This is a genomic window from Blautia sp. AM29-29 (genome assembly GCF_003480555.1).
GTDB classification, from domain to species: Bacteria; Bacillota; Clostridia; order Lachnospirales; family Lachnospiraceae; genus Fusicatenibacter; species Fusicatenibacter saccharivorans.
Genome location: NZ_QUJD01000003.1, coordinates 1 through 21,613 on the forward strand (window position 1 = coordinate 1; position 21,613 = coordinate 21,613).

Annotated in this window: 21 protein-coding genes and 2 pseudogenes; 4 read left to right on the forward strand and 19 right to left on the reverse strand. The window is 48.5% G+C overall.

All coding sequences use genetic code 11. The annotated features are described in order from the left end of the window. Positions 1-71: 71 nt before the first annotated feature. From DW769_RS02785 to yfcC, 3 genes are all read right to left on the reverse strand, one after another. On the reverse strand, positions 72-971 hold the full coding sequence (locus tag DW769_RS02785; protein ID WP_117509176.1) for an endonuclease NucS domain-containing protein: 900 nt from the start codon (positions 969-971) through the stop codon (positions 72-74). 152 nt (positions 972-1,123) lie between these two features. Beyond that, positions 1,124-2,272 (reverse strand): beta-aspartyl-peptidase, encoded by a 1,149-nt coding sequence (gene iadA, locus DW769_RS02790; RefSeq protein ID WP_118666439.1) that lies wholly within the window; start codon positions 2,270-2,272, stop codon positions 1,124-1,126. Between the two features lie 15 nt (positions 2,273-2,287). After that, the gene (yfcC, locus tag DW769_RS02795; RefSeq protein ID WP_022462924.1) at positions 2,288-3,808 is read right to left on the reverse strand and encodes a putative basic amino acid antiporter YfcC; all 1,521 of its coding nucleotides are present in this window, start codon (positions 3,806-3,808) and stop codon (positions 2,288-2,290) included. 281 nt (positions 3,809-4,089) lie between these two features. On the opposite strand from yfcC, the gene DW769_RS17145 reads away from it, so the two are divergent. Together DW769_RS17145 and DW769_RS17370 are read left to right on the forward strand one after the other, a co-directional pair. Beyond that, positions 4,090-4,248, forward strand: a complete 159-nt coding sequence (locus DW769_RS17145) for a hypothetical protein (RefSeq protein ID WP_330410090.1) — start codon at positions 4,090-4,092, stop codon at positions 4,246-4,248. Further along, positions 4,220-4,875, forward strand: a pseudogene (locus DW769_RS17370) (SulP family inorganic anion transporter); the annotation flags it as partial. The gene DW769_RS17145 and the pseudogene DW769_RS17370, both read left to right, overlap by 29 nt. Positions 4,876-5,073: 198 nt before the next feature. Here the strand turns inward: DW769_RS17370 and DW769_RS02805 are convergent. The 6 genes and pseudogenes from DW769_RS02805 to DW769_RS02830 all read right to left on the reverse strand — a co-directional run. Next, positions 5,074-5,377, reverse strand: a pseudogene (locus DW769_RS02805) (MFS transporter); the annotation flags it as partial. A 32-nt stretch (positions 5,378-5,409) separates the two neighbouring features. Further along, positions 5,410-7,272, reverse strand: coding sequence for an AAA family ATPase (locus DW769_RS02810; protein ID WP_117509178.1), 1,863 nt, complete (start codon positions 7,270-7,272; stop codon positions 5,410-5,412). A 64-nt stretch (positions 7,273-7,336) separates the two neighbouring features. Then, on the reverse strand, positions 7,337-8,623 hold the full coding sequence (locus DW769_RS02815) for a DNA polymerase Y family protein (protein WP_117509179.1): 1,287 nt from the start codon (positions 8,621-8,623) through the stop codon (positions 7,337-7,339). A 31-nt stretch (positions 8,624-8,654) separates the two neighbouring features. Next, complete coding sequence (locus tag DW769_RS02820) at positions 8,655-8,954, reverse strand: DUF1294 domain-containing protein (RefSeq protein WP_055228600.1); 300 nt, start codon at positions 8,952-8,954, stop codon at positions 8,655-8,657. A gap of 76 nt (positions 8,955-9,030) precedes the next feature. After that, positions 9,031-9,483 (reverse strand): GtrA family protein, encoded by a 453-nt coding sequence (locus DW769_RS02825; protein ID WP_117509180.1) that lies wholly within the window; start codon positions 9,481-9,483, stop codon positions 9,031-9,033. Between the two features lie 154 nt (positions 9,484-9,637). Then, the gene (locus DW769_RS02830) at positions 9,638-10,042 is read right to left on the reverse strand and encodes an ATP-binding cassette domain-containing protein (protein ID WP_117509181.1); all 405 of its coding nucleotides are present in this window, start codon (positions 10,040-10,042) and stop codon (positions 9,638-9,640) included. 554 nt (positions 10,043-10,596) lie between these two features. On the opposite strand from DW769_RS02830, the gene DW769_RS02845 reads away from it, so the two are divergent. After that, positions 10,597-11,967 carry an MATE family efflux transporter gene (locus tag DW769_RS02845; RefSeq protein WP_117509182.1) on the forward strand — a complete coding sequence of 457 codons (1,371 nt, stop codon included), beginning with the start codon at positions 10,597-10,599 and terminating at the stop codon, positions 11,965-11,967. Positions 11,968-12,047: 80 nt separating this feature from the next. Here the strand turns inward: DW769_RS02845 and DW769_RS02850 are convergent, their stop codons facing one another. After that, on the reverse strand, positions 12,048-12,839 hold the full coding sequence (locus DW769_RS02850; protein WP_117509183.1) for a DUF3169 family protein: 792 nt from the start codon (positions 12,837-12,839) through the stop codon (positions 12,048-12,050). Next, entirely contained in the window at positions 12,836-13,045 is a 210-nt protein-coding gene (locus DW769_RS02855; RefSeq protein ID WP_055228608.1) for a helix-turn-helix transcriptional regulator, read from the reverse strand. Before DW769_RS02855 ends, DW769_RS02850 begins: the two co-directional genes overlap by 4 nt. Before the next feature lie 258 nt (positions 13,046-13,303). Here DW769_RS02855 and DW769_RS02860 point away from each other — a divergent pair, with 258 nt between their 5' ends. Next, on the forward strand, positions 13,304-14,269 hold the full coding sequence (locus tag DW769_RS02860) for an NYN domain-containing protein (RefSeq protein ID WP_022462939.1): 966 nt from the start codon (positions 13,304-13,306) through the stop codon (positions 14,267-14,269). A 139-nt stretch (positions 14,270-14,408) separates the two neighbouring features. On the opposite strand, the gene DW769_RS02865 is transcribed toward DW769_RS02860, so the two are convergent. From DW769_RS02865 to rbfA, 8 genes are all read right to left on the reverse strand, one after another. Next, the gene (locus DW769_RS02865) at positions 14,409-14,843 is read right to left on the reverse strand and encodes a dUTP diphosphatase (RefSeq protein WP_022462938.1); all 435 of its coding nucleotides are present in this window, start codon (positions 14,841-14,843) and stop codon (positions 14,409-14,411) included. A 27-nt stretch (positions 14,844-14,870) separates the two neighbouring features. Further along, positions 14,871-15,365: an anaerobic ribonucleoside-triphosphate reductase activating protein gene (gene nrdG, locus DW769_RS02870; RefSeq protein WP_022462937.1), complete on the reverse strand. Its 495-nt coding sequence runs from the start codon at positions 15,363-15,365 to the stop codon at positions 14,871-14,873. A 100-nt stretch (positions 15,366-15,465) separates the two neighbouring features. Further along, positions 15,466-17,562 (reverse strand): polyribonucleotide nucleotidyltransferase, encoded by a 2,097-nt coding sequence (locus DW769_RS02875; RefSeq protein WP_022462936.1) that lies wholly within the window; start codon positions 17,560-17,562, stop codon positions 15,466-15,468. 208 nt (positions 17,563-17,770) lie between these two features. Further along, complete coding sequence (gene rpsO / locus DW769_RS02880; RefSeq protein ID WP_022462935.1) at positions 17,771-18,037, reverse strand: 30S ribosomal protein S15; 267 nt, start codon at positions 18,035-18,037, stop codon at positions 17,771-17,773. Between the two features lie 286 nt (positions 18,038-18,323). After that, positions 18,324-19,259, reverse strand: a complete 936-nt coding sequence (locus DW769_RS02885) for a bifunctional riboflavin kinase/FAD synthetase (protein ID WP_055265450.1) — start codon at positions 19,257-19,259, stop codon at positions 18,324-18,326. Beyond that, on the reverse strand, positions 19,256-20,182 hold the full coding sequence (gene truB, locus DW769_RS02890; RefSeq protein ID WP_117509185.1) for a tRNA pseudouridine(55) synthase TruB: 927 nt from the start codon (positions 20,180-20,182) through the stop codon (positions 19,256-19,258). Before truB ends, DW769_RS02885 begins: the two co-directional genes overlap by 4 nt. A 72-nt stretch (positions 20,183-20,254) precedes the next feature. Next, on the reverse strand, positions 20,255-21,238 hold the full coding sequence (locus tag DW769_RS02895) for a DHH family phosphoesterase (protein ID WP_117509186.1): 984 nt from the start codon (positions 21,236-21,238) through the stop codon (positions 20,255-20,257). Beyond that, positions 21,225-21,611: a 30S ribosome-binding factor RbfA gene (rbfA, locus tag DW769_RS02900; RefSeq protein WP_022462931.1), complete on the reverse strand. Its 387-nt coding sequence runs from the start codon at positions 21,609-21,611 to the stop codon at positions 21,225-21,227. Before rbfA ends, DW769_RS02895 begins: the two co-directional genes overlap by 14 nt. Positions 21,612-21,613: the final 2 nt, after the last annotated feature.

The window sequence follows — 21,613 nt, forward strand, 5'->3', positions numbered from 1 at the left end:
CGCCTCCTTTGATTTTGAGTTTGGCTTGCGACACCATTCTCATTCTATCACAGTCCAGTTTTTACCATGCTTTATAACGTCTCCTGATACGCCCGATCAATCAGCTTCTTTGCCTTCTGAAAGTCTTCTGCCGTCTTGATTGACACTTCTAGCTCCCCCGTTCCGTAATGTCCAATCCCGCGGGTATCTCTTGTGAATCCTTCTTCCAGTTCAACAGTGTCCGGGTCGAGTTTCATTCGGAGCAGGATCTGTTTGTTATAAATTTCAATGCAGAAAATGTTCTGCACTTTCTTATAGGCCAAATACAGCTTCAATTGGTTTGGAACAAGATCGTCTCCCAACGATTCGATGTAGTCACAAAGCGCCGTATATAATGTTTTGAAATGGCTGCTTGCTGATGACAGCTTCTCTAAATGTGTTTTCTGTGTGTATGTACTACTTGTTGTTGAAATGGTTGATGTTTCCGTTACTGGCTTTGCCACCGGTGTGTTCAGATGTTCAAACAGCAACAGATCTTCCCCATATTTCCGATATTTCACCAACTTGATATTCCTCTGCATCTGATTCACTGCATGCACGTCGTATTTCGTAAAATCATTTGCAATACAAATCACACAAGGCACCGACCAATCAATCTGGTCTGCTACTTCCATACCCAATTTTTCAATCACAAGCAGTTTGAAATCCGCTTTGTGATCCAGAAGCCAATCCAGATAGAATAATCCCTGATTAATTACGTTCTCGCTCGAGCTTCTCTTATACTCAAAAATCACTGGGCTATTATTTTCATCAATTCCGATGCTGTCCATTCTTCCGGATGTGATCATATATTCACTTTTCAGAAAACGAACGCCGAAAAATGTCTCCATGTTCTGCTCTATCGTTGTTTGCAGTTGTTTCTCCAATACTACCGTGGAAGAGGTGCGCTCTTTCACAACCGTTCCGACCTCAAAAAGTTTTATTTCCGACACTGCAGTTTCTCCTTCCCTGTCGCAAGATATATGTTCATTATATCGTACCTTCTTACAAAATACTATTGTAAAACATTCTTTCCTCAGGCATTCCCATCAAAAAAGGCCGCAGCTCCGCAAAGCTGTGACCTTTTCCCAATATTACCAATATGCTATTTCCGATACACCGTCTTCCCCCGTGCAACGACTTCCTGAATCTCTAGTCCCTGATCCAGTACGCAAAGATCCGCATCATATCCTTCCCGGACCTTGCCTTTTCCTTTCAGTGACAGGATCTCTGCCGGGTTTGCCGTAATCGTCGAAATTGCGGTTTCCAGCGGAATTCCCGCTTTCTCCACGCATTCTTTTACTTCTTTCAGCAAACAGCTCGACTGGCCCATGCCCATCCGCAGGAATTCTCCCTTCTCATTAAAGATCGGCAGACTGCCCTGACCGTCGGATGAGATGGTGATGTGTTTCGGATTCACGCCTGCATCCAGCATGCGGCGGATTCCTTTGCACACGCGGACTTCATCACAGACAGTTTCCCAGTAATCGATCTCTTCATTTCCGGTGAAATCGACCGCACCGCCCTTTACGGCGTATTCAATTGCCTTCTGGAACAGCTTCTCGTTCCGGTTGACATGGGTCGGGAGGAACTGGCTGGCCGGGATTTCGGTTTCGCTGATGACGCGTTCGATCAGCTCCATACATCTTGCACCGTCGCCAAGGTGGACATTGATCACTCCCGCTTTCCCGGAAAGAACACCGCCGAGGCGCGTGTCTGCTGCCAGTCGGGCGAATTCTTCGAAGGTCGGCTGTGAGGATCGGTGGTCCGAGATGGCGATTTCGCCGGTTCCGATGATTTCTTCGATCATCATGATATCTTTCGTAATTCCATCCGTCAGTGTACGCACCGGAACCTGATAGCTACCGGTGTAGCACCAGGCGGACATGCCCTGCTCCCGGAGACCTTTTGTTTTTGCCACGAGCGCGCACATGTCACGGCCAATGCCGTCAGTTCCGAGGCAGCCGACAACGGTTGTCACACCGAACTTGTTCAGGCCTTCCATCGTCGCCTCCGGGGTGCGGTTGGCAAAGCCGCCCTCGCCGCCTCCGCCGAGCACGTGAACATGGCAGTCGACAAAGCCAGGTGTCAGGACTAGTCCGGTTCCGTCTACGGTCTCCGCGCCAGAGAGCAGGCCGTCTGCCGTTATCGTGCCGGCATCTGCGATCTTGACAATTTTATCATACACAGTAAGAACGTCTTTTCTTCCGAGGTGTTCCGGCGCATAGACGTCTATGTTCTGAAATAATATCATTTTCTCTCACTCCTCTTAAAATCCAATCGCAACCGCAATCAAAATCGTAATGACTGCTCCGATCATCAGTATCCCTAAGAATTTCCACATGAATTTGATCCAGTTCGACCACTCGATTTTTGCAATCGCCAGGGAGCCGATCAGGCAGCCGGAGGTCGGGACGATCAGGTTTGTGAAGGCATCACCGAGCTGGAACGCAAGGACGGATGTCTGGCGGGATACGCCGAGAAGGTCCGCGAGCGGTGCCATGATCGGCATGGTGATCGCCGCCTGGCCGGAGCCGGATACGACGAAGAAGTTGAAGACCGACTGGAACACGTACATCAGCACGGCTGCGGCTGCACCGGAAAGACCGGCCAGTGCCTGTGAGATGCCGTACATAATGGTGTTGATAACGGTCGGTGTGGTCGGATCAGAACCGCCGAGCACCTGCATGATGCCCTGTGCCATCGCAACAACGAGTGCTGCGCCGATCAGGTCTTTTGCGCCGTCTTTGAAGGAAACGGCAATGTCGTTCACTTTCATGTCATTCAGATGGAAAATGACACCGATCACACCTGCCACAATTCCCATGATGAAGAACTGGGTTGCGATTTCGGCCATGTAATAGCCTTTTGCCATAACGCCCCAGATGACCCAGACAACGGTAACGGCCAGTGTTACCAGAACTAAGATATGGCCGATGCCGAAGGAATGGCCCTCGTCGATGCCTGTTTTTTCGTTCTGATCACGGAAATACTGGTCGCTTTCGTAAGCAACGGAGATTTCCGGGGTCTTTTTGACTTTTGCTGCATAGAACATGGTCATGCCGCAGCCAAGAGCGGTGAATACGACCCACATCACCATACGGAAACCTGCGCCGGAGAAGACGTCAACGCCGGCGATTCCCTGTGCGATTCCGACGGAAAACGGGTTCATCCAGGAAGATCCAAAGCCGATCTGTGTTGCCACGTACGTAACAAGCACGGCAATGACGGTGTCGTATCCGACAGCGACAAACAGCGGGCAGAGGATCATGGTGAACGGAAGGGCCTCTTCTCCCATTCCGAACACGGCTCCGCCGAGGGAAAACAGGACGAAAAGGACCGGGATCAGCAGTTTTTCGGCTCCTTTTGCTTTACGGATCAGGCCGATCAGACCGGCTTCAACGGCTCCGGTGCGGATCATGATACCGAAAGCGCCGCCGACTACCATCAGAAATGCGATGATTTCGATGGCGGAGCTGCTGATAATTCCGTTATACATATAATTGAAAAATCCGGTTCCGCCGTCGCCGCTGAACAGTGCAACACCTTCTGTGACCGGTTTTCCTGCAGCATCGGTCAGATACTGGAAGCTTCCGTCTTTGATGACGGTACGGGTCTTTTCTACCCCGTTCATCAGGTACGTGACATCCTCCGTCTCGTAATAGCCTTTCGGGACGAGGAAAGTCATGACGGCCGCGATAACCACCACAAAAAAGATGATAATGTAGGTATCCGGCACGTTAAATCCCCTGTTGAATGATTTCAGGCCTTCGCCTTTCTTTTTGCTCATATTTTGAGATTTCCTCCATTTGATATTCTATTCTCGTTTTTAACACGCATGGATTAGTGTACCATAGATCATAGAGGAAAGTCACTGAAAAAATCAAAAAAGTAACAGAAAAATTTTCCATTCGGATTTTTCTGCCGGCTGTGTGCAATGTCATGCATAACATGATTGTATAGAAAGACAAACAATTCCTTTTTGGGTTTCCTGCTCCCCGTCTCTTATGCTATACTTGGAAAGTTGTTCTAACAGTAATACAAATCTAATACAGAAAGCGAGCTTTTCAAATGAATTCGTTCAAACCAATGCTACTCACTTCTCTGAAGTCCTATGACCGCGCGCAGTTTGCCAAAGATGTGACTGCCGGTATCATCGTTGCGATCATTGCACTTCCTCTTTCTATCGCACTGGCTCTTGCTTCCGGCGCTTCATCTGCCGGTTTTTGACATGAAACTGATTCAGTCGGCGATTCCAAATGCGTTTACGATCGCGGTGCTTGCGGCGATTGAGTCGCTTCTCTCCTGTGTTGTTGCGGACGGCATGATCAACAGCAAGCATCGTTCGGATACAGAGCTGATTGCACAGGGTGCTGGAAATATTGCTTCTGCGCTTTTCGGCGGTATTCCGGCTACGGGAGCGATTGCCAGAACGGCGGCAAATATCAAAAACGGCGGACGCACGCCGACAGCTGGGTCTATGTAGACGATGATTCCCCGGCGGTGGATGAACATCTGCAGAAGCTGCCGCTGGAAATCCGTGTATACGAGATCACAGGACCGCTCTTCTTTGGCGCGGCGGATGCGATTGAGCACATCGTGGTAAAGGATTTCACAAAATGTCTCGTTCTCCGGATGCGGAGCGTACCGGCGATCGACAGTACAGCCATGAATGCACTCCAGAATCTGACGAAGCTCTGCGAATCGAAAGGGATCACCATCGTCTTCTCTCATGTGAATGAGCAGCCGATGAAGGTGATGAAAAAATCCGGCTTTGTGGAGCTTGTCGGAGAAGAAAATTTCTGTTCGAATATTTCGGATGCATTAAAGCATGCGGAGGAGCTGATTTCGAGATAATGTGAAACTGCAGCTGCCGCAGCATCTGGTCTGTATCACCTGTGATCCTTTCTCCTTTATGCCGGATAGCTTCTACACATAAAAAAGGCTGCCGTGCTGAGTACTGACCTATGCTTTTCCGTTCATCACGCAGTTAATCTTTTTCTCATCGTAAAACATCAGTATCAGTCCGCCTGCGCCGCAGAATACAGCTGCACCGAACGCCGCATTGATCCAGCTGTTTTCATTCACCGGTGACCAGAACACCAGCACGGTGGAAAGTGCCAGCGGCAGGGACGCGCCTTTTAAGAACGGGATCCGCCGTCCGTTTTTTGAAGTGCACCGGTCTGACCAGGACGCAATCATCGGATCAGTGAATGCATCAAAAATTCTTCCGAAGGCTGTGATCCCTCCAATGATGGTAAAAACCCCGAAGCCAGTTCGATATGATACCAGACAGCAGCGCCCATCCAAACTGGCCTGCTGCGAACTGCCATATCTTTGCCGTTGTTAATTTTTTCATTTTGCTTCCCCCTGTTTTGTCTTCTCCTGTTTTTATACCGTCCAAATTTTTACATTTTTTCCAGAAAAGGCGATTCCAAGTTTGATGACTTCCGTAACCCCTTCCTGCCGCATTTCTGTATCGTATCGCTGTGTTTCAATCTGGTTTAATGCTTCTTTCGCTAATTTTTTCAGTGTGTCTTCTGTAATCCCCTTTTTCCATTTTAGTTCCATCAGAATGCCAGGATACCGGAGTTCTCGCGGGAACAGGCTGATATCGTACCGTCCCTCTCCGAATTCCCGGTTGGATGTGATTTTATACTGTTGATCCAGCAATGCAATCAGTCCCAGTACCAGTCCATGGTAAAAACCTTCTGCGCCCGCATCGTAAAAACTGATCGACTTGTCCATATATTCTGCAATCGCACTCTGCAGCTTTTTCACGTCATTCGTATACAAACTTTCCGCAATCTGATCTGCTGTTGTCCTCGTTACTGCTCCAATCTGCAGCAGATAGGATACAATCTCGGCTTTGTAAACTGCCGCAATCTCCCGGTTGGGGATAGATACCTCGCACAGATAAGCGCCGTCTGTCTGCAATTCTTTTTTGGGTGTCTTCAGATATCCGGCGACCAGAAGCAGACTATAAATACTTGCGGGCTCTTCCAGCAGTGACCGGTACACTACATTTTGATCAATTCTCGCAACCACTCGCTCTCCCTGCAGCAATGCATACAATTTCTCTATGACATCCTCTGTCGCTGTCTTCAGAACTTCTTCCAGAATTTCATTCTTTCCGGTGTTTACCCAATATGCCTTTGGAATACACCCCTGTGCAATATAGTTGACCACGGACCAGGGATTGTAAATTTCTTCTGCGCCAAAAAGATATCCGTCATACCAGGTTTTAAGCTCTGCTTCTTTTTCGAGAGCACCGTAATCCCGCAGCATTTTATGGACTTCTGCACGGGTAAATCCAAAGTATTTATCATATGTCTCATCCAGAATGGAATTTACCGTCAGATTATTCAAACCACTGAATATACTTTCCTGTGCAATCCGCAGAATTCCAGTTAAAAAACCGTACGACAGATGCCGGTTGTCTTTGAATGCGCCGGAAAAGAAATTCCGCATAAATCCAACAATTTCTTCATAAAACTTTTTCGAATAGCCTTCCTGAATCGGTGCATCATATTCATCGATCATAATGATCGGTGCTTTTCCATAATGTTCATGAAGCATTTTGGAAAGTTTCTGCAGAGACGAGGAGAGCTCTACTTCATTCGCCTGACCTGCCAGTATTTTCCGAAAATAATCCTTCTCGTATGGTTCCAGTTTCTCACTCATCCCCAATTCCTTATGTCTGCCGAACTCTTCCTGTACCAGCTCTGCAATTTTTGCAAAAGTCAGTTCCCAGGACGCAAATTTTATATCTTTAAACGTCAGAAAAATAACCGGATATTTTCCCTGATGCTCTCGGTATTCTTCTCCACATTTCCAGATTTCTTTGTCCCGGAAATACTGGCTGGTATCTGTATCGGAAATTTCAAAGAAAACGCGAAGCATATCCATATTCAACGTCTTTCCAAATCGTCTCGGCCGCGTAAACAGTGATACCAGTGGTTTTCGATCCAGAAATTCTTTGATCATTCCTGTCTTGTCCACATAATAATATTCCGACTGTGCCCGTACGTAATCCGATATTCCGATCGGGAGTGGCTTTCTTGCTTCTTTTTCCTCTTTTTTTACATACTTTCCTGACAGTACTCTGCCGTCTGCAGGTTTTTCTGCTCCATCTGGAATCCGCCAGCTCTTTCCTTCTTTTACGACACCTGGAATTTTACCTGTTTTACAGAAAGTTGTTACGGTACGCTCTGTAACGCCCCACTGTTTTGCCATTTCTTTACAGCTTTTCATCTGTATCCTCCTTTCCGGCATTCTTCTTTCTGATTATTCTATATTATTTTCGGAAATATATCAATTAATGTTTTATATTTTTCCGAATATTGTCATCATTTTTCATCTCTGCCTTCGCTTTTCTCGCAATCCCCTGTGTGCCGTTCAGGATGCTCGCGCGAGTGACTTTGTCGTTGCCGTATTTCTGGCGGATCGCGTCGAGGGCGGCATCGAGTTTACGGCTTTTCTCCTTCTTTTCGGGATCTTCGAAGAGGGAGAGCTGTTCGAAATCGTCTTCGGTAAGACCGGTCACGGCGACGCCGATCAGGCGGAGGGGCTCGCCTTTCCAGGATTCGCGGAAGAGCTGTTTGGCGCAGCGGTAGATTTCATCTGTCACATCGGTCGCATTGGGGAGTTTGGTCTGGTGTGAACGGTTTCGAAACTCGAGAGTGCGAAACGTTACGGAAACGGAGGTGCATTTTTTCTTTTTCCGACGCATGCGGGCGGCTACGATGTCGCACTGGGCGAGAAGGATCGGATTCACCTGTTCGATGGAGATGATGTCCTCGTTGAAGGTCGTCTCGGCGCTGAAGCCTTTGGCCTCGTCGGGCTGCGCTTTTACAGGGGAATCATCGATGCCGCGGGCGTACTGGTAGAGCTGATGGCCGTTTTTCCTGCCGATCAGCGTCTGAATATCCGCTTCGCGCGCATGCGCCAAGTCTCCGATTGTGCGGATTCCGGCCTCGATCAGTTTCTTTTCGGATGCTTTTCCGAGGAACAACAGCTCGCGTACCGGAAGCGGCCACATTTTTTCGGGGATTTCTTCTGGGAACAGAGTGTGTACTTTGTTTGGTTTTTCGAAATCAGATGCCATTTTGGCCAGGAGTTTATTTGTGGAGATTCCAATATTGACGGTAAATCCAAGCTCCTCGTAAATCCGGTCCTTGATTTCGTGCGCCGCCGCAATCGGGTCCGGATACAGAAGGGAAGTTCCCGTCATATCGAGGAATACCTCATCGATCGAAAAGGATTCCATGACCGGGGTGTAGGAGGCGCAGATTTTCTTGAAGGCACGGGAACACCTGACGTAGAGGTCGAAATCACTCGGGACAATGACCATGTTCGGACATTTCCGCAGTGCCATTGCCACAGGTTCACCGGTCTGGACACCGCATTTTTTCGCCGGGATCGACTTTGCCACAACGATTCCTGTCCGCTTCGTCGGATCGCCGCCGATACAGGCAGGAATGTCCCGCAGATCCGGCAGTCCCTCTTTGATCCGCCGCACCGACTCCCAGGATAAAAAGGCGCTGTTGACATCTACGTGAAAAATCAGGCGTTCTGTTGTCGCCTTCGTTTGTTCTTCTCTCATTTTTTAACCCTCTTTCAAATTCTGCTGCTCTCTATGCAAAAAACAGCAGACCTGCTTTTGCCAGAAAGAAAAGAAGAAGGATCTGCGCCGCCAGCATCAGCGGGACTCCAATCGTGAATTTCTTTTTTCTTGTCTTGTGATGAAACAGGTGCATGCCCAGCAAGGCTCCCACCGAGCCGCCGGCTGCCGCAAGTCCAAGCAAGGTGGAAACGCGGATTCTCCATTTTCCCCGCACCGCACTTCGTTTGTCGATTCCATAGACTGCTATGGTAATGATATTAATACAAATCAGGTAACTCCACAATACTGTCTGTAAGATCGAATGTTCCATTTTTTACGCACCAGCCTTTCTTTTTTCAAAAAAGGCAGCGTTTTTCTGCGCTGCCTTTTTCAAACTCTTTTCAAAATTACTTTTTCTCCAGAAATATTTTTCTGGTCACAAAATTGTATACCATAACAATCGCCGTCGCGAATACTTTCGCGATTGTGTAGATCAGGTTATGGCCTATGTTCTGCTGCAGTGCAACATTACCGCCGTAGATCGGGCCTACGACGATCCAGATCAGGAAACTGTTGAGCAGCATGCCGATCAGGGAAAGGACGACAAAGGTGATGAACTCGACTTTTTTGTTCATTTCTTCTTTCCGCTCAAAGACAAATTTGAAGCTTAAAATGTAATTTGCAATGACCGATACGGTAAATCCGGCAACGGAACCGATGAGGGATGCCGCTTCAAAGTAAGAGCTGGAAGTCAGCGCCATCACAAGATTCAGGACAATAAGACCGGTCACGTAGTCGATGCCGAAGCTGATAACGCCGACGATACCGAATTTCACAATCTGTGCAAATAATTTCTTCATGTTTTTCCTCTTGTTTCTTCTATTATTTTCGAGTCAACGACTCTATGAGAATACCATATCACGGCAGTTTTTTCAAGTTTCCGTATTGTTTTTCCTCACGTCAAAAACGCCGGATTTCACATACAAACATGAAATCCGGCGTCTTTGAATTTCTCTAAATCTCCCGTTTCTCCATAAATCTTACACTGATCCCATACGAAATCAGCACAACTGCGATGCTTACCGCAAAAATTCCCGCCTGTCCAGGAACGTTTCCCGTGATGGTGCCAAGCAGCTCCGCGATCGTAAACTGCCCGTTGAAGCCCGACTCTGCCAGCGATACACCGATTTTCTGCCGGTCCTGCAGTGTGATCTCTGTGATCGGTTTTCCAAAGAGTTCGATCGTTCCGCTTTCCGCTTTTACAAGGCCGAGCATCAGGCGGATCGCCGTGCTCTTTCCTGCTCCGTTTTTTCCGATGAGTCCGGTGATTCTTCCCTCCGGAACTTCGGTCCGTTTTGAGCCCGGTGAAGAAAAAGAGGTGAAAAAGCTCGATTTTGACCAGCGGATTTCCGCATCCATCCACAACCATCATCACTGATGCGGTTTTTGTCCGTACCTTCGGAAGAATGGGCCGACCTCTTTTCGCGGGCAGGCTCATTCCGTATCTTATGATTTTCAGGAGACTTTTTATGTCCGAACTTAATTTTTATCTTCTTCAGATCAACGATGCTTTATTTCCAATCGGTGCGTATTCACACTCGCAGGGACTCGAGACGTAAATCTCTTTCTCTCACGATCGGAGCACGCAGATACCCTTCTGGAGGAAATCCGGGAATTTCTTGCCTCCGATCCGGAAATTGACGGCGGCGCAACTATACTTTCCTGCGGTGATCTTGCAGTTCGTATTTTCGGTCTACGCGCGCAAAGGCTGCAGCAAATGGCGGAAAAAATAAAGTCTGCATATGACAAATTTTTATAACTGTCTATTCAAGTCGTTCACTTTTCCCTTCGTCAAATTTCGCAGAAAAAATGTCAAAATAAGGATATGACAACCTCTTCAGAATGTGATAAAATAACTTTCGTTTTAAGCGAAGATAAAACTTATTTTACCATCATTTCGAGGAGGTTTTCTCATGGAAAAAGACATGACAAAGGGAAGTCCGCTTCCGGTCATTCTGCAGTTTACGCTGCCGCTGATTATCGGAAACATTTTCCAGCAGCTCTACAACATGGCAGACACGATTATCGTTGGCCGATATGTCGGAGCGGATGCACTGGCTGCAGTTGGTTCTACGGGAACGATTATGTTCCTGGTGCTTGGATTTGCGCAGGGCATCACAGCAGGCTTTACGGTTCTGACATCGCAACGGTTCGGTGCAAAGGATACGCGCGGAGTAAAGCGAAGTGTGGCAAACGGCATTCTACTGGCTCTCCTTTTCACGGTTGTCCTGACGTTCTTCAGCATGATCTCCATGCGGCCGCTGCTGCATCTCATGAACACACCGGAAAATATTTTTCAGGACGCTTATTCCTATATTATGATTATCTGCGGTGGCCTGATCGCTACGATTTTTTACAATCTGCTTTCCTCCTATCTGCGTGCAGTAGGAAACAGCCAGACTCCGCTGATGTTCCTGATTTTTTCGGCTGTATTAAATGTTCTTCTGGATCTGCTTCTCATCATTCGTTTTAAAATGGGCGTTGCGGGAGCCGGATATGCAACCGTTTTCTCCCAGGGAATTTCTGCTGTGCTCTGTCTTTTTTATATTTATCGCTCCATGCCGGATATGTGGCCGGAAAAACACCACTGGAAGCTTCATGCGGCAGATTCCCGCCATCAGCTCTCGATGGGCATTCCGATGGCACTCCAGTTTGCCATCACCGCATCCGGCACAATGATTATGCAGGCTGCCATTAACCTGTTCGGCTCGGAGGCAGTTGCCGCTTTCACGGCGGCCTGTAAGCTGCAGAATCTGGTCACACAGGGCTTTTCCGCAATGGGACAGACGATGGCAACCTACAGCGGGCAAAATTTCGGAAAGGGCGATATTCCACGGATTAAAAAGGGAGTTCGCGCTGCACTTCTGACTTCCATCACATATTCGATCGCAGCCGCTGTTCTCGTCTTCCTTCTTCTGAAGCCATGTCTTTCCCTCTTCTTCTCGGGTGATGTCGATATGGCCGCCATGATGCCATGGGCAAAGACTTATTCCTATATGTGTGCTCTTTTTTATGTACCGCTCTGCACCATCTTTATTTTCCGAAATGCAATGCAGGGTTGCGGCTACGGCTTTCTACCTATGATGGGCGGTGTTTCTGAACTCTTTGCGCGCCTTATTGTAGCTGTGATTGCCATAAAAGTCATCAGCTATCCGCTCGCCTGCTTCTGTGACCCGGCAGCCTGGGTGACGGCAGCTGTCTTTACCGGTGTTTCGTATCTGTTTGTCATGAAGGATATCGACAAAAAGTATAATTCAAAGATACCGACGGCTCCGATCAGCTGACATTTTTCATACCAAACGCAAAACTGCGCGGAATGCACGATTCTGAAATGCATTCCACGCAGTTTTTTGTATTTACAGGATTACAGATTCAGTTTTGCTTTCTGCAGACTTACACAGGAACGATGATATGTGAGTGTCATCGTCAGATAAATGACGCCCACGACAATGACTGCGAGAATACCGGTATGGAACACCAGATGCAGGATCATCGTCGCACACAGCAGGATCTGAATCATCTTGCCCAGCGCCATATAGGCCTTATAGGCACTCTGATATACCATCTCTTTTTCTGCCTCATCGCAACTTGCCATCCAGTCTTTCTGGAAGTTTTTTGAGTTCATATCGCCTCTCTTCTCCGGGTGAGCTGCCTGAACCATTTTTACATAACGCATCTGATAATAGCCATAGAGAAAGAAGTTGATACAAAACAGAGCACAGGTTGCCAGGAATCCGGCGAGCTCTTTTCCCGATGCTTCTTCCAGCCAAGAACGGGAAAAGGTAAATGTCAGCACGATGATATCGCAGACCTGCGAAATCACATTGCAGTTCATCAGCATCGCGCCGTATTTCTCTTCTTCATAGCTTAAGACTTCGTACTGTTCATCCTCTGCTTCTTCGAGATGCTTCATCGTATCCTTTAATTTCCGGCTGTAAAATTCCATCAGGACAATGCTTACAACGAAAATTACCGCAATGATCGGCAGTGCCAGCGGGCGGACCAGATCGCTCAGATCACTCATGCCATTTTTCACACCGAACGTCATAAAAATTCCGACAAAAAAACCGCAGACTCCGCCGATTCCCAGATAAATCAGCATCCGCTTCGTCAGCTTTCCGTAGGAATTTGGTTTGTTCCCCTGTTTTTCTTTCATGGTTCATCCTCCTCATATTGAAAAATATCTTCTACTTTTACTTCACAGATTTTTGCAAGTTTTAATGCCAGTGTCACCGACGGTGAATAGTCTCCCCGCTCAATCAGGCTGATGGTCTGTCTCGATACTCCCGCCATTTTTCCAAGGTCGGTTTGGTTGATGCCAAGCTTCGAACGGTACTCTTTTAACTGATTGTACAGCGGCATCGCAGTATCTCCTTTCACTTTATTTTTAGATGAGCTCTCTATTTGACAACTTTTCTTGTCATCTACTACTCTACTATTGACAACTTTATTTGTCAATAGTTTTGACAAGTTTTTTTGTCATTGTCAAGCAGATATTCGCAATGGAAGTAGGGGACTTACTTGATTCGGTTAAACTCCCAGTTGATTTGTGGGCTGAAATGTACTAAACTAGAGGTATCTATTTTCGTAACTATTCAAGCCGCAGAAAGGACAGAATCTATGGAACAGAAAGACAGCCGGTTTGCCGTATTGATCGATGCGGACAATGTTTCCCCGAAATACATCAAATATATCCTGGACGAGGTTTCGGACCAGGGCGTCGCTACTTACAAGAGAATCTACGGGGACTGGACCGATATCTCGAAGAAAAGCTGGAAGGAGCAGCTCTTACGCTACTCAATCAACCCGATCCAGCAGTATAGCAATACGAACGGAAAGAACTCAACCGACTCCGCAATGATCATCGATGCCATGGACATCCTCTACTCCGGAAATGTGGAGGGCTTCTGCCTGGTTTCTTCGGACTCTGATTTTACCAAGCTGGCGCAGCGTCTGCGTGAATCCGGCATGTTTGTGCTCGGCATGGGCGAGCAGAAAACCCCTTCTTCCTTCCGCGTTGCGTGCGATGCCTTTAAAATTCTCGAAATCATTTCCCAGAACGAGGACGATATCTCCCCTGCGATTACCGCTGTCTCGGAAAATCCGGCGCGCTACGGCACTTCTCAGGACGAACCCCCTTCCATTACAAGCAAGGCAGAAATCGAGCGGACGGTTTCCCGTGTACTGACAGAGAACAATGATCACGGAAAAAATACGACACTTAGTGAGATCGGCAGTATCCTGCAGAAGAAATTCTCAGAGTTTGACGTTCGAAATTACGGTTATTCCAAACTTTCCACGTTTCTAGAAAGCATGAACGATATCGAAGTGCTGAAAACCGGTCATAATTACCTCGTAAAGGAACGCCAGAACACCGTATCGCGCCAGCAGATTGAAAAATGTATCACGGATCTGATCTGCTCCAACGGAGGCCATATCGACAACCTCAGCATTATTCACGATGCCCTGCGGAACCGTTTCCCGGGCTTCGATGTGAAGCAGTATGGATATAGCAGGATTTCAAGTTTTATCAACAGTTTCAAAAAATTCAAAATCACAAACAATACGGTACAGATGAAACAATAGCATTTAAAACATAAACCAGATTCGCCGGATCCGGATCGTGCTTGATATACCATGTACATGTTTGGTGTGCCCGCAACAAAAAGCCCCCGGAAATGTCAGATTTTCTGACACCCGGAGGCTCTTTTTATTTCGTCTGTTGTTATCTTTTTCCTGTACTTCCAATTCCGCCGCGGTCCTCGCCGTTTAAGTGGTCAACTTCTTCAAAGCCGATGGTCGGCTGGTGTTTCTCGATGCGGAACTGGCAGATGCGGTCATTCACATGAATCACGGTGTCGCGCAGGGCATACGCCGGCATGTAGAACCAGTCGTTCGGTCCGCAGTAGCTCTCATCGATGATACCGCAGTGGTTCGTCTGGATAATACCGAAGTTCTTGAAGGTGCTGCTTCTCGGCACAATATGCGCCTCGTAGCCCTCCGGCAGCTGCATGGCAACGCCGAGGTGGATCAGCTTGAATTCTCCGGCCTTTAACTCTACTTCTTCTGCCGCGCGCAGGTCGATCCAGTCGGACTTTCCGTCGATATAGCGCAGGCGCTCAATTTCATCGTTTAAATACTGAATTTTAATGGTTTCCATAAAGCGTCTCCTTTTCTTTTTGCGTGACTACTTTTCGCCGAACAGTACGACTTCGCCGCGTGCTCTCGTCTTTTTCACATCAATGACTCTCTGATTCGGGCTGCCCTTCCATTCCAAGGTAACGTCCCTCTGGGCAAGAATAAAGCGGCCGTCCACAACCACGTCCGTGTAATCCATCAGTTCCAGATCACAGACGGATTCCCACTCATATCCGGTGTAAACCCAGATATCTTTTTTCGGATATCTTTCCTTGATCTCTTTTGCCAGAGCCGTCACATCCGCCCGGTTTGCCTCATGCAGCGGATCTCCGCCGGAAAAGGTGATGCCGGAAATGTAGTCCTTGTCCAGCTGTTCAAAAATTTCTGCCTTTGCCGCGTCATCAAACGGGATGCCGCCATTTGGATCCCAGGTAATCGGATTCTGACATCCCTTGCAGTGATGACCGCATCCGGCGACCCAGAGCACGACGCGCAGGCCGTCTCCGTTCAGCATATCGTCTTTCGTTATATTATGGTATCTCATAGCTTTCACTCCTATTGGACATAAGAAAACACAGAAAAACGAACCGTTTTGCAGATCCCTTTTTCTGTGTTCCCCGCTCTTTATCGTCTGGCAGATCTATTTATTTCGCGTCTGCCGGAACATCCTTGATACTGAAGCTTACACGGCCCATCTTATCTTTGCCCATGCAGACTACTTTTACAACATCGCCAAGGCTGACAACGTCTTCTACTTTCTCAACACGCTGTTTGGCGAGCTTGGAGATGTGTACCAGACCTTCTTTTCCAGGTGCGAACTCAAGGAAAGCACCGAAGTCTTTGATGCTGACAACTTTTCCGGTCAGGATCTGTCCCTCGGTAAAGTCGCTTGCGATGATCTCGATATATTTCTTTGCCTGATCCATCATAGCCTGCTCGGTTCCGCAGATGGAAACTGCACCGTCATCTGTGATGTCGATCTTTACGCCGGTCTCATCAATGATGGCGTTGATGGTCTTTCCTCTCTGGCCGACAACTTCACCGATCTTCTGCGGGTCGATCATCATCTGGATGATCTTCGGAGCGAACTCGCCGACCGTCTTACGCGGCTCTGCGATCGCTTTCTCCATAACCTCGGTCAGGATGTACTCTCTTGCCTGTTTCGTTCTGGCAATCGCCTCTTCTACGATCTGACGGGTCAGTCCATGGATCTTGATATCCATCTGGATTGCAGTGATTCCGTCGTGGGTACCAGCTACCTTAAAGTCCATGTCGCCGAAGAAGTCTTCGAGACCCTGGATATCGGTCAGTACGAGGTAATCATCATCGGTCTCGCCTGTTACCAGACCGCAGGAGATACCTGCAACCGGTTTTTTGATCGGTACACCGGCAGCCATCAGAGACATGGTGGATGCACAGATACTTGCCTGGGAAGTAGAACCGTTGGACTCGAAGGTCTCGGATACGGTACGGATTGCGTACGGGAACTCTTCCTCGGTCGGAAGTACCGGAACCAGGGCACGTTCTGCCAGAGCACCATGGCCGATCTCACGGCGTCCCGGTCCGCGGGACGGTTTTGTCTCACCTACAGAGTAGGACGGGAAGTTGTACTGATGCATGTAACGTTTGGAGGTCTCGAACTCATCCAGTCCGTCCAGTTTCTGTGCTTCGGAAAGCGGAGCCAGTGTTGTTACGTTGCAGATCTGAGTCTGTCCACGGGTGAACATAGCGGAACCATGAACACGCGGGATAATGTCAACCTCTGCTGCCAGAGGACGGATTTCTGTGATCGCACGGCCGTCCGGACGTTTGTGGTCTTTTAAGATCATCTTACGAACGGTCTTTTTCTGATACTGGTAAACAGCCTCGCCTAATACTGCCAGCCACTCTTCGTTGTCGGCAAATGCCTCCTCGAGTTTCTCGGTGATGACACGGATGTTTTCTTCTCTTGTCTGTTTGTCATCGCTGAAAACAGCCTCTTCCATCTCGGCCGGAGGAACGATCTCTTTGATCGCTGCAAACAGCTCTTCCGGAATAGCGCAACTCTCATAAGCGTGTTTCGGTTTTCCAACCTCTGCTACGATGCTGTCGATGAATTTGATGATTTCCTGGTTTACTTCGTGTGCTTTGTAGATGGCGTCGATCATTTTTGCTTCCGGAATCTCTTTTGCTCCGGCTTCGATCATGATGACTTTCTCTCTGGTGGAAGCTACGGTCAGTTTCAGGTCGGATACTGCTTTCTGTGCGAGAGTCGGGTTTACGATGAACTCGCCGTCGATCATACCGATCTGAGTCATGGCACACGGACCGTCAAACGGGATGTCGGAAATGCAGGTTGCGATTGCGGAACCCAGCATTGCGACTACTTCCGGATCACACTCCGGATCTACGGACATTACCATGTTGTTTAAGGTAACATCGTTGCGGTAATCTTTTGGGAACAGCGGACGCATCGGACGGTCAATGACACGGCTGGTCAGAATTGCGTGCTCGCTTGCTTTTCCTTCTCTTTTGTTGAATCCGCCCGGGATTTTTCCAACGGCGTACATCTTCTCTTCGTACTCAACGCTTAATGGGAAGAAGTCGATGCCATCACGCGGTTTCTCAGATGCGGTTGCTGTAGAAAGAACTACAGTATCGCCATAATGCATAAATGCTGCGCCGTTTGCCTGTTTTGCTACACGGCCTACGTCTACGGTCAGGGTTCTGCCTGCCAGTTCCATAGAAAAACTCTTGTACATAAATAATCTCCTTTTTTTCTTCTGAGCAGAATTTCCGAAACAACTGAAAAGCACACCGGAATACGGACAAGATGCAGCTTTCAATGTGTTTTTCAGTGGTCTCGGATAAAATTCCTGCGCCCAGAATGGCTCCATGTCGTTTGCTGTCTTTGATCTTACAAGCAAAGAAACGGGCGGAAAATGTATCCCGCCCGTTGTTCCAAGCTGATTATTTTCTGATTCCTAACTTCTCGATTAAAGCACGGTATCTTTCAATATCAGTTTTCTTTAAGTAGTCAAGCAGACCACGTCTCTGACCAACCATTTTCAGAAGACCTCTTCTGGAGTGATGATCTTTGTGGTGAACTTTCAGATGCTCAGTGAGCTCCTCGATTCTTGCGGTAAGAACAGCTACCTGTACTTCCGGTGATCCTGTATCTCCCTCAGTTCTTGCATACTCTTTGATGATTGCCTGTTTTTTTTCTTTCGAAATCATTTTAAATTCCTCCTGTTATTTTGATTGCACCGCTGACTAAGAAGTGGTCGGAGTGTCCTGCCTCTGAATCAGGGTCCGGGGATCTTTTTTGTCCCGCATACTCGATTAGTATAGCATACGCTTTTCGAATTGTAAATACTAAAATCAGATGTTTTCGCGATGAATTTTCACGTAGTTACAGTTCTCCGAACTGTAACTTTCGCAGCTCTCATTTTAAGTTTTGCTTCGCAAAAGGAGAGCTGCCCACACCTGAATCACTTTCTTACGCAGCGAAACAGCGAGTGTTTCACTGCTGAGCGAACTTTTTTTCTACATATTTTTTTCCTGCCGCAACATCATGATCGAGCTGGTTTTTTAGCGCGTCGATCGAAGCAAATTTCTGCTCCGGGCGCAGGAATTTTAACAGAGAAACCTCCGCCTGTTTTCCATAGAGATCCTCGCTGCAGTCAAAAAGATTCGTCTCCACGCCGGTAAATTTTTCCTGTACCGTCGGCTTAACACCGATGTTTGTGATACCGTAATAAATTTTTCCTTCGATTTTCACCTCGGAAACGTAGACGCCGAACGGCGGAAGCAGCTTTTCTGCCGGCGGGATCTGATTGATGGTCGGCACGCCGATCGTTCTGCCGAGTGCATGACCGTGGACAATCTCGCCGTGAACCGCGTAATCGTAGCCGAGCAGACCGCTCACGGCTTCCATATTGCCCTGTTCCAGCTCTTCCCGTGCCCAGGTGCTGCTGATCTCGCGGCCGTTTTCCTCTGCTTTTTCGATGATCTCGGTTTCAAAACCAAGGGACGGGCCCATTTCTTTCAGCATTTCGGCTGTGCCGCTTCTCTTGTAGCCAAAACCGAAATCCTTTCCCACAACAACTTTTTTCGCGTGCAGCTTATCCACCAGAATCTCTTTGATAAAGGCTTCCGGCGTCATGTGCATCACTTCATCCACAAACGGGCATTCCACAAGGCAGTCCATGCCAAGCTGTTCGAGCCGGGCTCTTCTCTCCTCATTCGTCAGCAGCTGATGCGGCTTGACATGCTGCACTTTCGACTGCGGCGGCACGTCAAACGTAAACACAACCGTTTCCAGTCCTTCCGTTCTGCCGATTGCAAGGACACGACGGATCAGAAGCATATGCCCCCGGTGGAGGCCGTCAAATTTTCCCAGGGTTACAACGCTGTCCCCTCTGCTATCAAAATCCAGTGTTTTTGTTAGATATCTCATGTTCTCTCCAGAAATAACTTGACCGGTCTGGTTAAGTTTTGTGATGGTCTGTATTGATAAATACCGACAAACGTTCCGCCATCGAGATAAAGGCGGAACTCCTCGTCTTCTGCGAAGTCCCCGCCGGAAGCAGTTTCCCCGATTTCGCGGATCTGCGCCGGTTTCAGCGGATTTCCGTTTTCCGCAAGCTTTTTCGCATGATCGTCCGCTGTCGCAAAGCTGCGCAGCGCGGCAAACATTTCATCGACCGGCACGAGGATCTCCGAAAGGCGGCCCTCACCGACAATCGCTGCGATCTCGTCAAGCGTGTGCGCTCCGTTTCGGTCAAACTGGCCGACTCTCGTGCGGATCAGCTGCTCCATACATCCGTGGCAGCCCAGTTTTTCGCCGATATCGTGGCACAGGGTGCGGATATACGTTCCCTTCGAACACGTTACCTCCATGCGCACCAGCGGAAGCTTCACTTCCAGAATGCTGATCTCGTAAAAGTGCACCGTGCGGGCCTTCCTCTCGATCTCGATGCCTTCCCGCGCCAGCTCGTAGAGTTTCTTTCCATTAACCTTCAGCGCGGAATACATCGGCGGCACCTGCTGCTGCTCCCCGACAAACGAGGCGATGCAGTCCCGCACCTCTTCTTCCGTCACGGTCACTGGCGCTTCTGCTGTCACGGTTCCGCTCATGTCCTGCGTATCCGTTGCGATTCCAAGGTGAAGCAGCGCTTCATACGTCTTCGTTTCATCGGTCAGCATATCGCAGAGACGCGTTCCCTTTCCAAGGCAGACCGGAAGCACGCCCGTCGCATCCGGGTCTAGGGTTCCGGTGTGGCCGATTTTTTTCTGGTGCAGGATGCCGCGCAGCTTCGCAACCACGTCATGCGACGTAAATCCCGCCTCTTTCCATACGTTCAGAACTCCGTTTATCATGTTGTTTTGTCTCCCTCTTTTTCACAAGAAAACCGGGCGTGGATATATTTTCTGCGCCCGGCTGTTTCCTGTTTATGCTTCTTCCTCTGTCGTCTCTTCTTCCTCTTCTGCAAGAAGCTGTTTTTCGATATACAGAGTCAGATTGTTGATTACATCATACGGAGAACCTGACATCGTGCAGCCAGCCGCACGGATATGGCCGCCGCCGCCGAATACGGCTGCGATTTTGCTCACATCAACCAGCTCGTCGGAGCGGAGGCTTACTTTGAAGACCTGCGGCTCCAGCTCATACAGAAAAATCGCTACGTGAACGCCTTCTGTATTTTTTAACTGGATGACAATGCCGTCCATATCTCCCGATGTCAGGCCATAGAAGTCCATGACCTTCTTCCGCACGATACCGACAATACACTGCTTGTCGAGAAGCATGATGCTCTCTGTCAGCGTGCGTCCCATAATCTGGTTCTGTACGTATGTTTTCTTGAAGAATGCATCCTCGATGATTCTGGTAAACGGAACTCCCTTTTCCATCAGAGCGGCCGCAACCCGCATCGTGTGCGGAGAGGTGCTGCTGTACTGGAATACGCCGGAATCGGTCACAATACCGGTGTACAGCGCCTCGGCGCACGGCTCGGAGATCTTTTCTTCCTCCAGCAGTCCGAACAGCACCTCGCAGGCAGAGCTTGCATCCGGCTCTACGTGATTGATTTCGCAATATTCTGTATTCGTCACATGGTGATCGATGCAGATCGTCTTTCCCGCTTTTGCAAGAAGCGGTGCGGCAACGCCGATGCGGTCCTCGCTGGATACATCCAGAAGGACCACAAGGTCGTACGCTTTCTCTTCACAGCTTGTCTTTACCTCAGAAAAGCCCGGAAGATAGGAAAATTCCGGCCGTGGATCCTCAAGATAGACATCTGCCTGAATCTCCGGCCGATTGTCGCGAAGATACTGGTATAATCCCAGGCAGGAACCGATGCAGTCACCGTCCGGACGAACGTGTCCGGCGATGGCCATGCAGGAGACTCCGTTTAGAATTTCATCAATTTTCTTCATTTTCCTCATCCTTTTTGTCTTCTTTGTGTGTTACTTCATCAATCAGTTTCGACATCGTAACGCCATATTCAATCGACTCATCCAGGACAAAGGTCAGCTCCGGTGTATTGCGGAGGTTAATGGTCTTGGCCAGCATACGGCGGATGAAGCCCTCCGCGCTCTTTAAGCCGCGGATGGTTTCTTTCTTCGCCTCATCATCGCCAAACACACTGATATATACTTTACACGTCTTCAGATCCGGCGCTACCTCTGCCGCTGTGACAGAGGTCATCATTCCGATGCGCGGATCCTTGATCTCGTTCCGGATGATGTTGGAAAGCTCTTTCTGTACTTCCCCGTTGATCCTGGTGTTTTTAATACTGTTTTTTCTCAACT

Bases quoted from the DNA above. Each gene is read 5' to 3' on its own strand.
- iadA (WP_118666439.1), bottom strand. From the start codon at position 2,272: ATGATATTATTTCAGAACATAGACGTCTATGCGCCGGAACACCTCGGA.
- yfcC (WP_022462924.1), bottom strand. From the start codon at position 3,808: ATGAGCAAAAAGAAAGGCGAAGGCCTGAAATCATTCAACAGGGGATTT.
- DW769_RS17145 (WP_330410090.1), top strand. From the start codon at position 4,090: ATGAATTCGTTCAAACCAATGCTACTCACTTCTCTGAAGTCCTATGAC.
- DW769_RS02810 (WP_117509178.1), bottom strand. From the start codon at position 7,272: ATGAAAAGCTGTAAAGAAATGGCAAAACAGTGGGGCGTTACAGAGCGT.
- DW769_RS02815 (WP_117509179.1), bottom strand. From the start codon at position 8,623: ATGAGAGAAGAACAAACGAAGGCGACAACAGAACGCCTGATTTTTCAC.
- DW769_RS02820 (WP_055228600.1), bottom strand. From the start codon at position 8,954: ATGGAACATTCGATCTTACAGACAGTATTGTGGAGTTACCTGATTTGT.
- DW769_RS02825 (WP_117509180.1), bottom strand. From the start codon at position 9,483: ATGAAGAAATTATTTGCACAGATTGTGAAATTCGGTATCGTCGGCGTT.
- DW769_RS02830 (WP_117509181.1), bottom strand. From the start codon at position 10,042: ATGGATGCGGAAATCCGCTGGTCAAAATCGAGCTTTTTCACCTCTTTT.
- DW769_RS02845 (WP_117509182.1), top strand. From the start codon at position 10,597: ATGGAAAAAGACATGACAAAGGGAAGTCCGCTTCCGGTCATTCTGCAG.
- DW769_RS02850 (WP_117509183.1), bottom strand. From the start codon at position 12,839: ATGAAAGAAAAACAGGGGAACAAACCAAATTCCTACGGAAAGCTGACG.
- DW769_RS02855 (WP_055228608.1), bottom strand. From the start codon at position 13,045: ATGCCGCTGTACAATCAGTTAAAAGAGTACCGTTCGAAGCTTGGCATC.
- DW769_RS02860 (WP_022462939.1), top strand. From the start codon at position 13,304: ATGGAACAGAAAGACAGCCGGTTTGCCGTATTGATCGATGCGGACAAT.
- DW769_RS02865 (WP_022462938.1), bottom strand. From the start codon at position 14,843: ATGGAAACCATTAAAATTCAGTATTTAAACGATGAAATTGAGCGCCTG.
- nrdG (WP_022462937.1), bottom strand. From the start codon at position 15,365: ATGAGATACCATAATATAACGAAAGACGATATGCTGAACGGAGACGGC.
- DW769_RS02875 (WP_022462936.1), bottom strand. From the start codon at position 17,562: ATGTACAAGAGTTTTTCTATGGAACTGGCAGGCAGAACCCTGACCGTA.
- rpsO (WP_022462935.1), bottom strand. From the start codon at position 18,037: ATGATTTCGAAAGAAAAAAAACAGGCAATCATCAAAGAGTATGCAAGA.
- DW769_RS02885 (WP_055265450.1), bottom strand. From the start codon at position 19,259: ATGAGATATCTAACAAAAACACTGGATTTTGATAGCAGAGGGGACAGC.
- truB (WP_117509185.1), bottom strand. From the start codon at position 20,182: ATGATAAACGGAGTTCTGAACGTATGGAAAGAGGCGGGATTTACGTCG.
- DW769_RS02895 (WP_117509186.1), bottom strand. From the start codon at position 21,238: ATGAAGAAAATTGATGAAATTCTAAACGGAGTCTCCTGCATGGCCATC.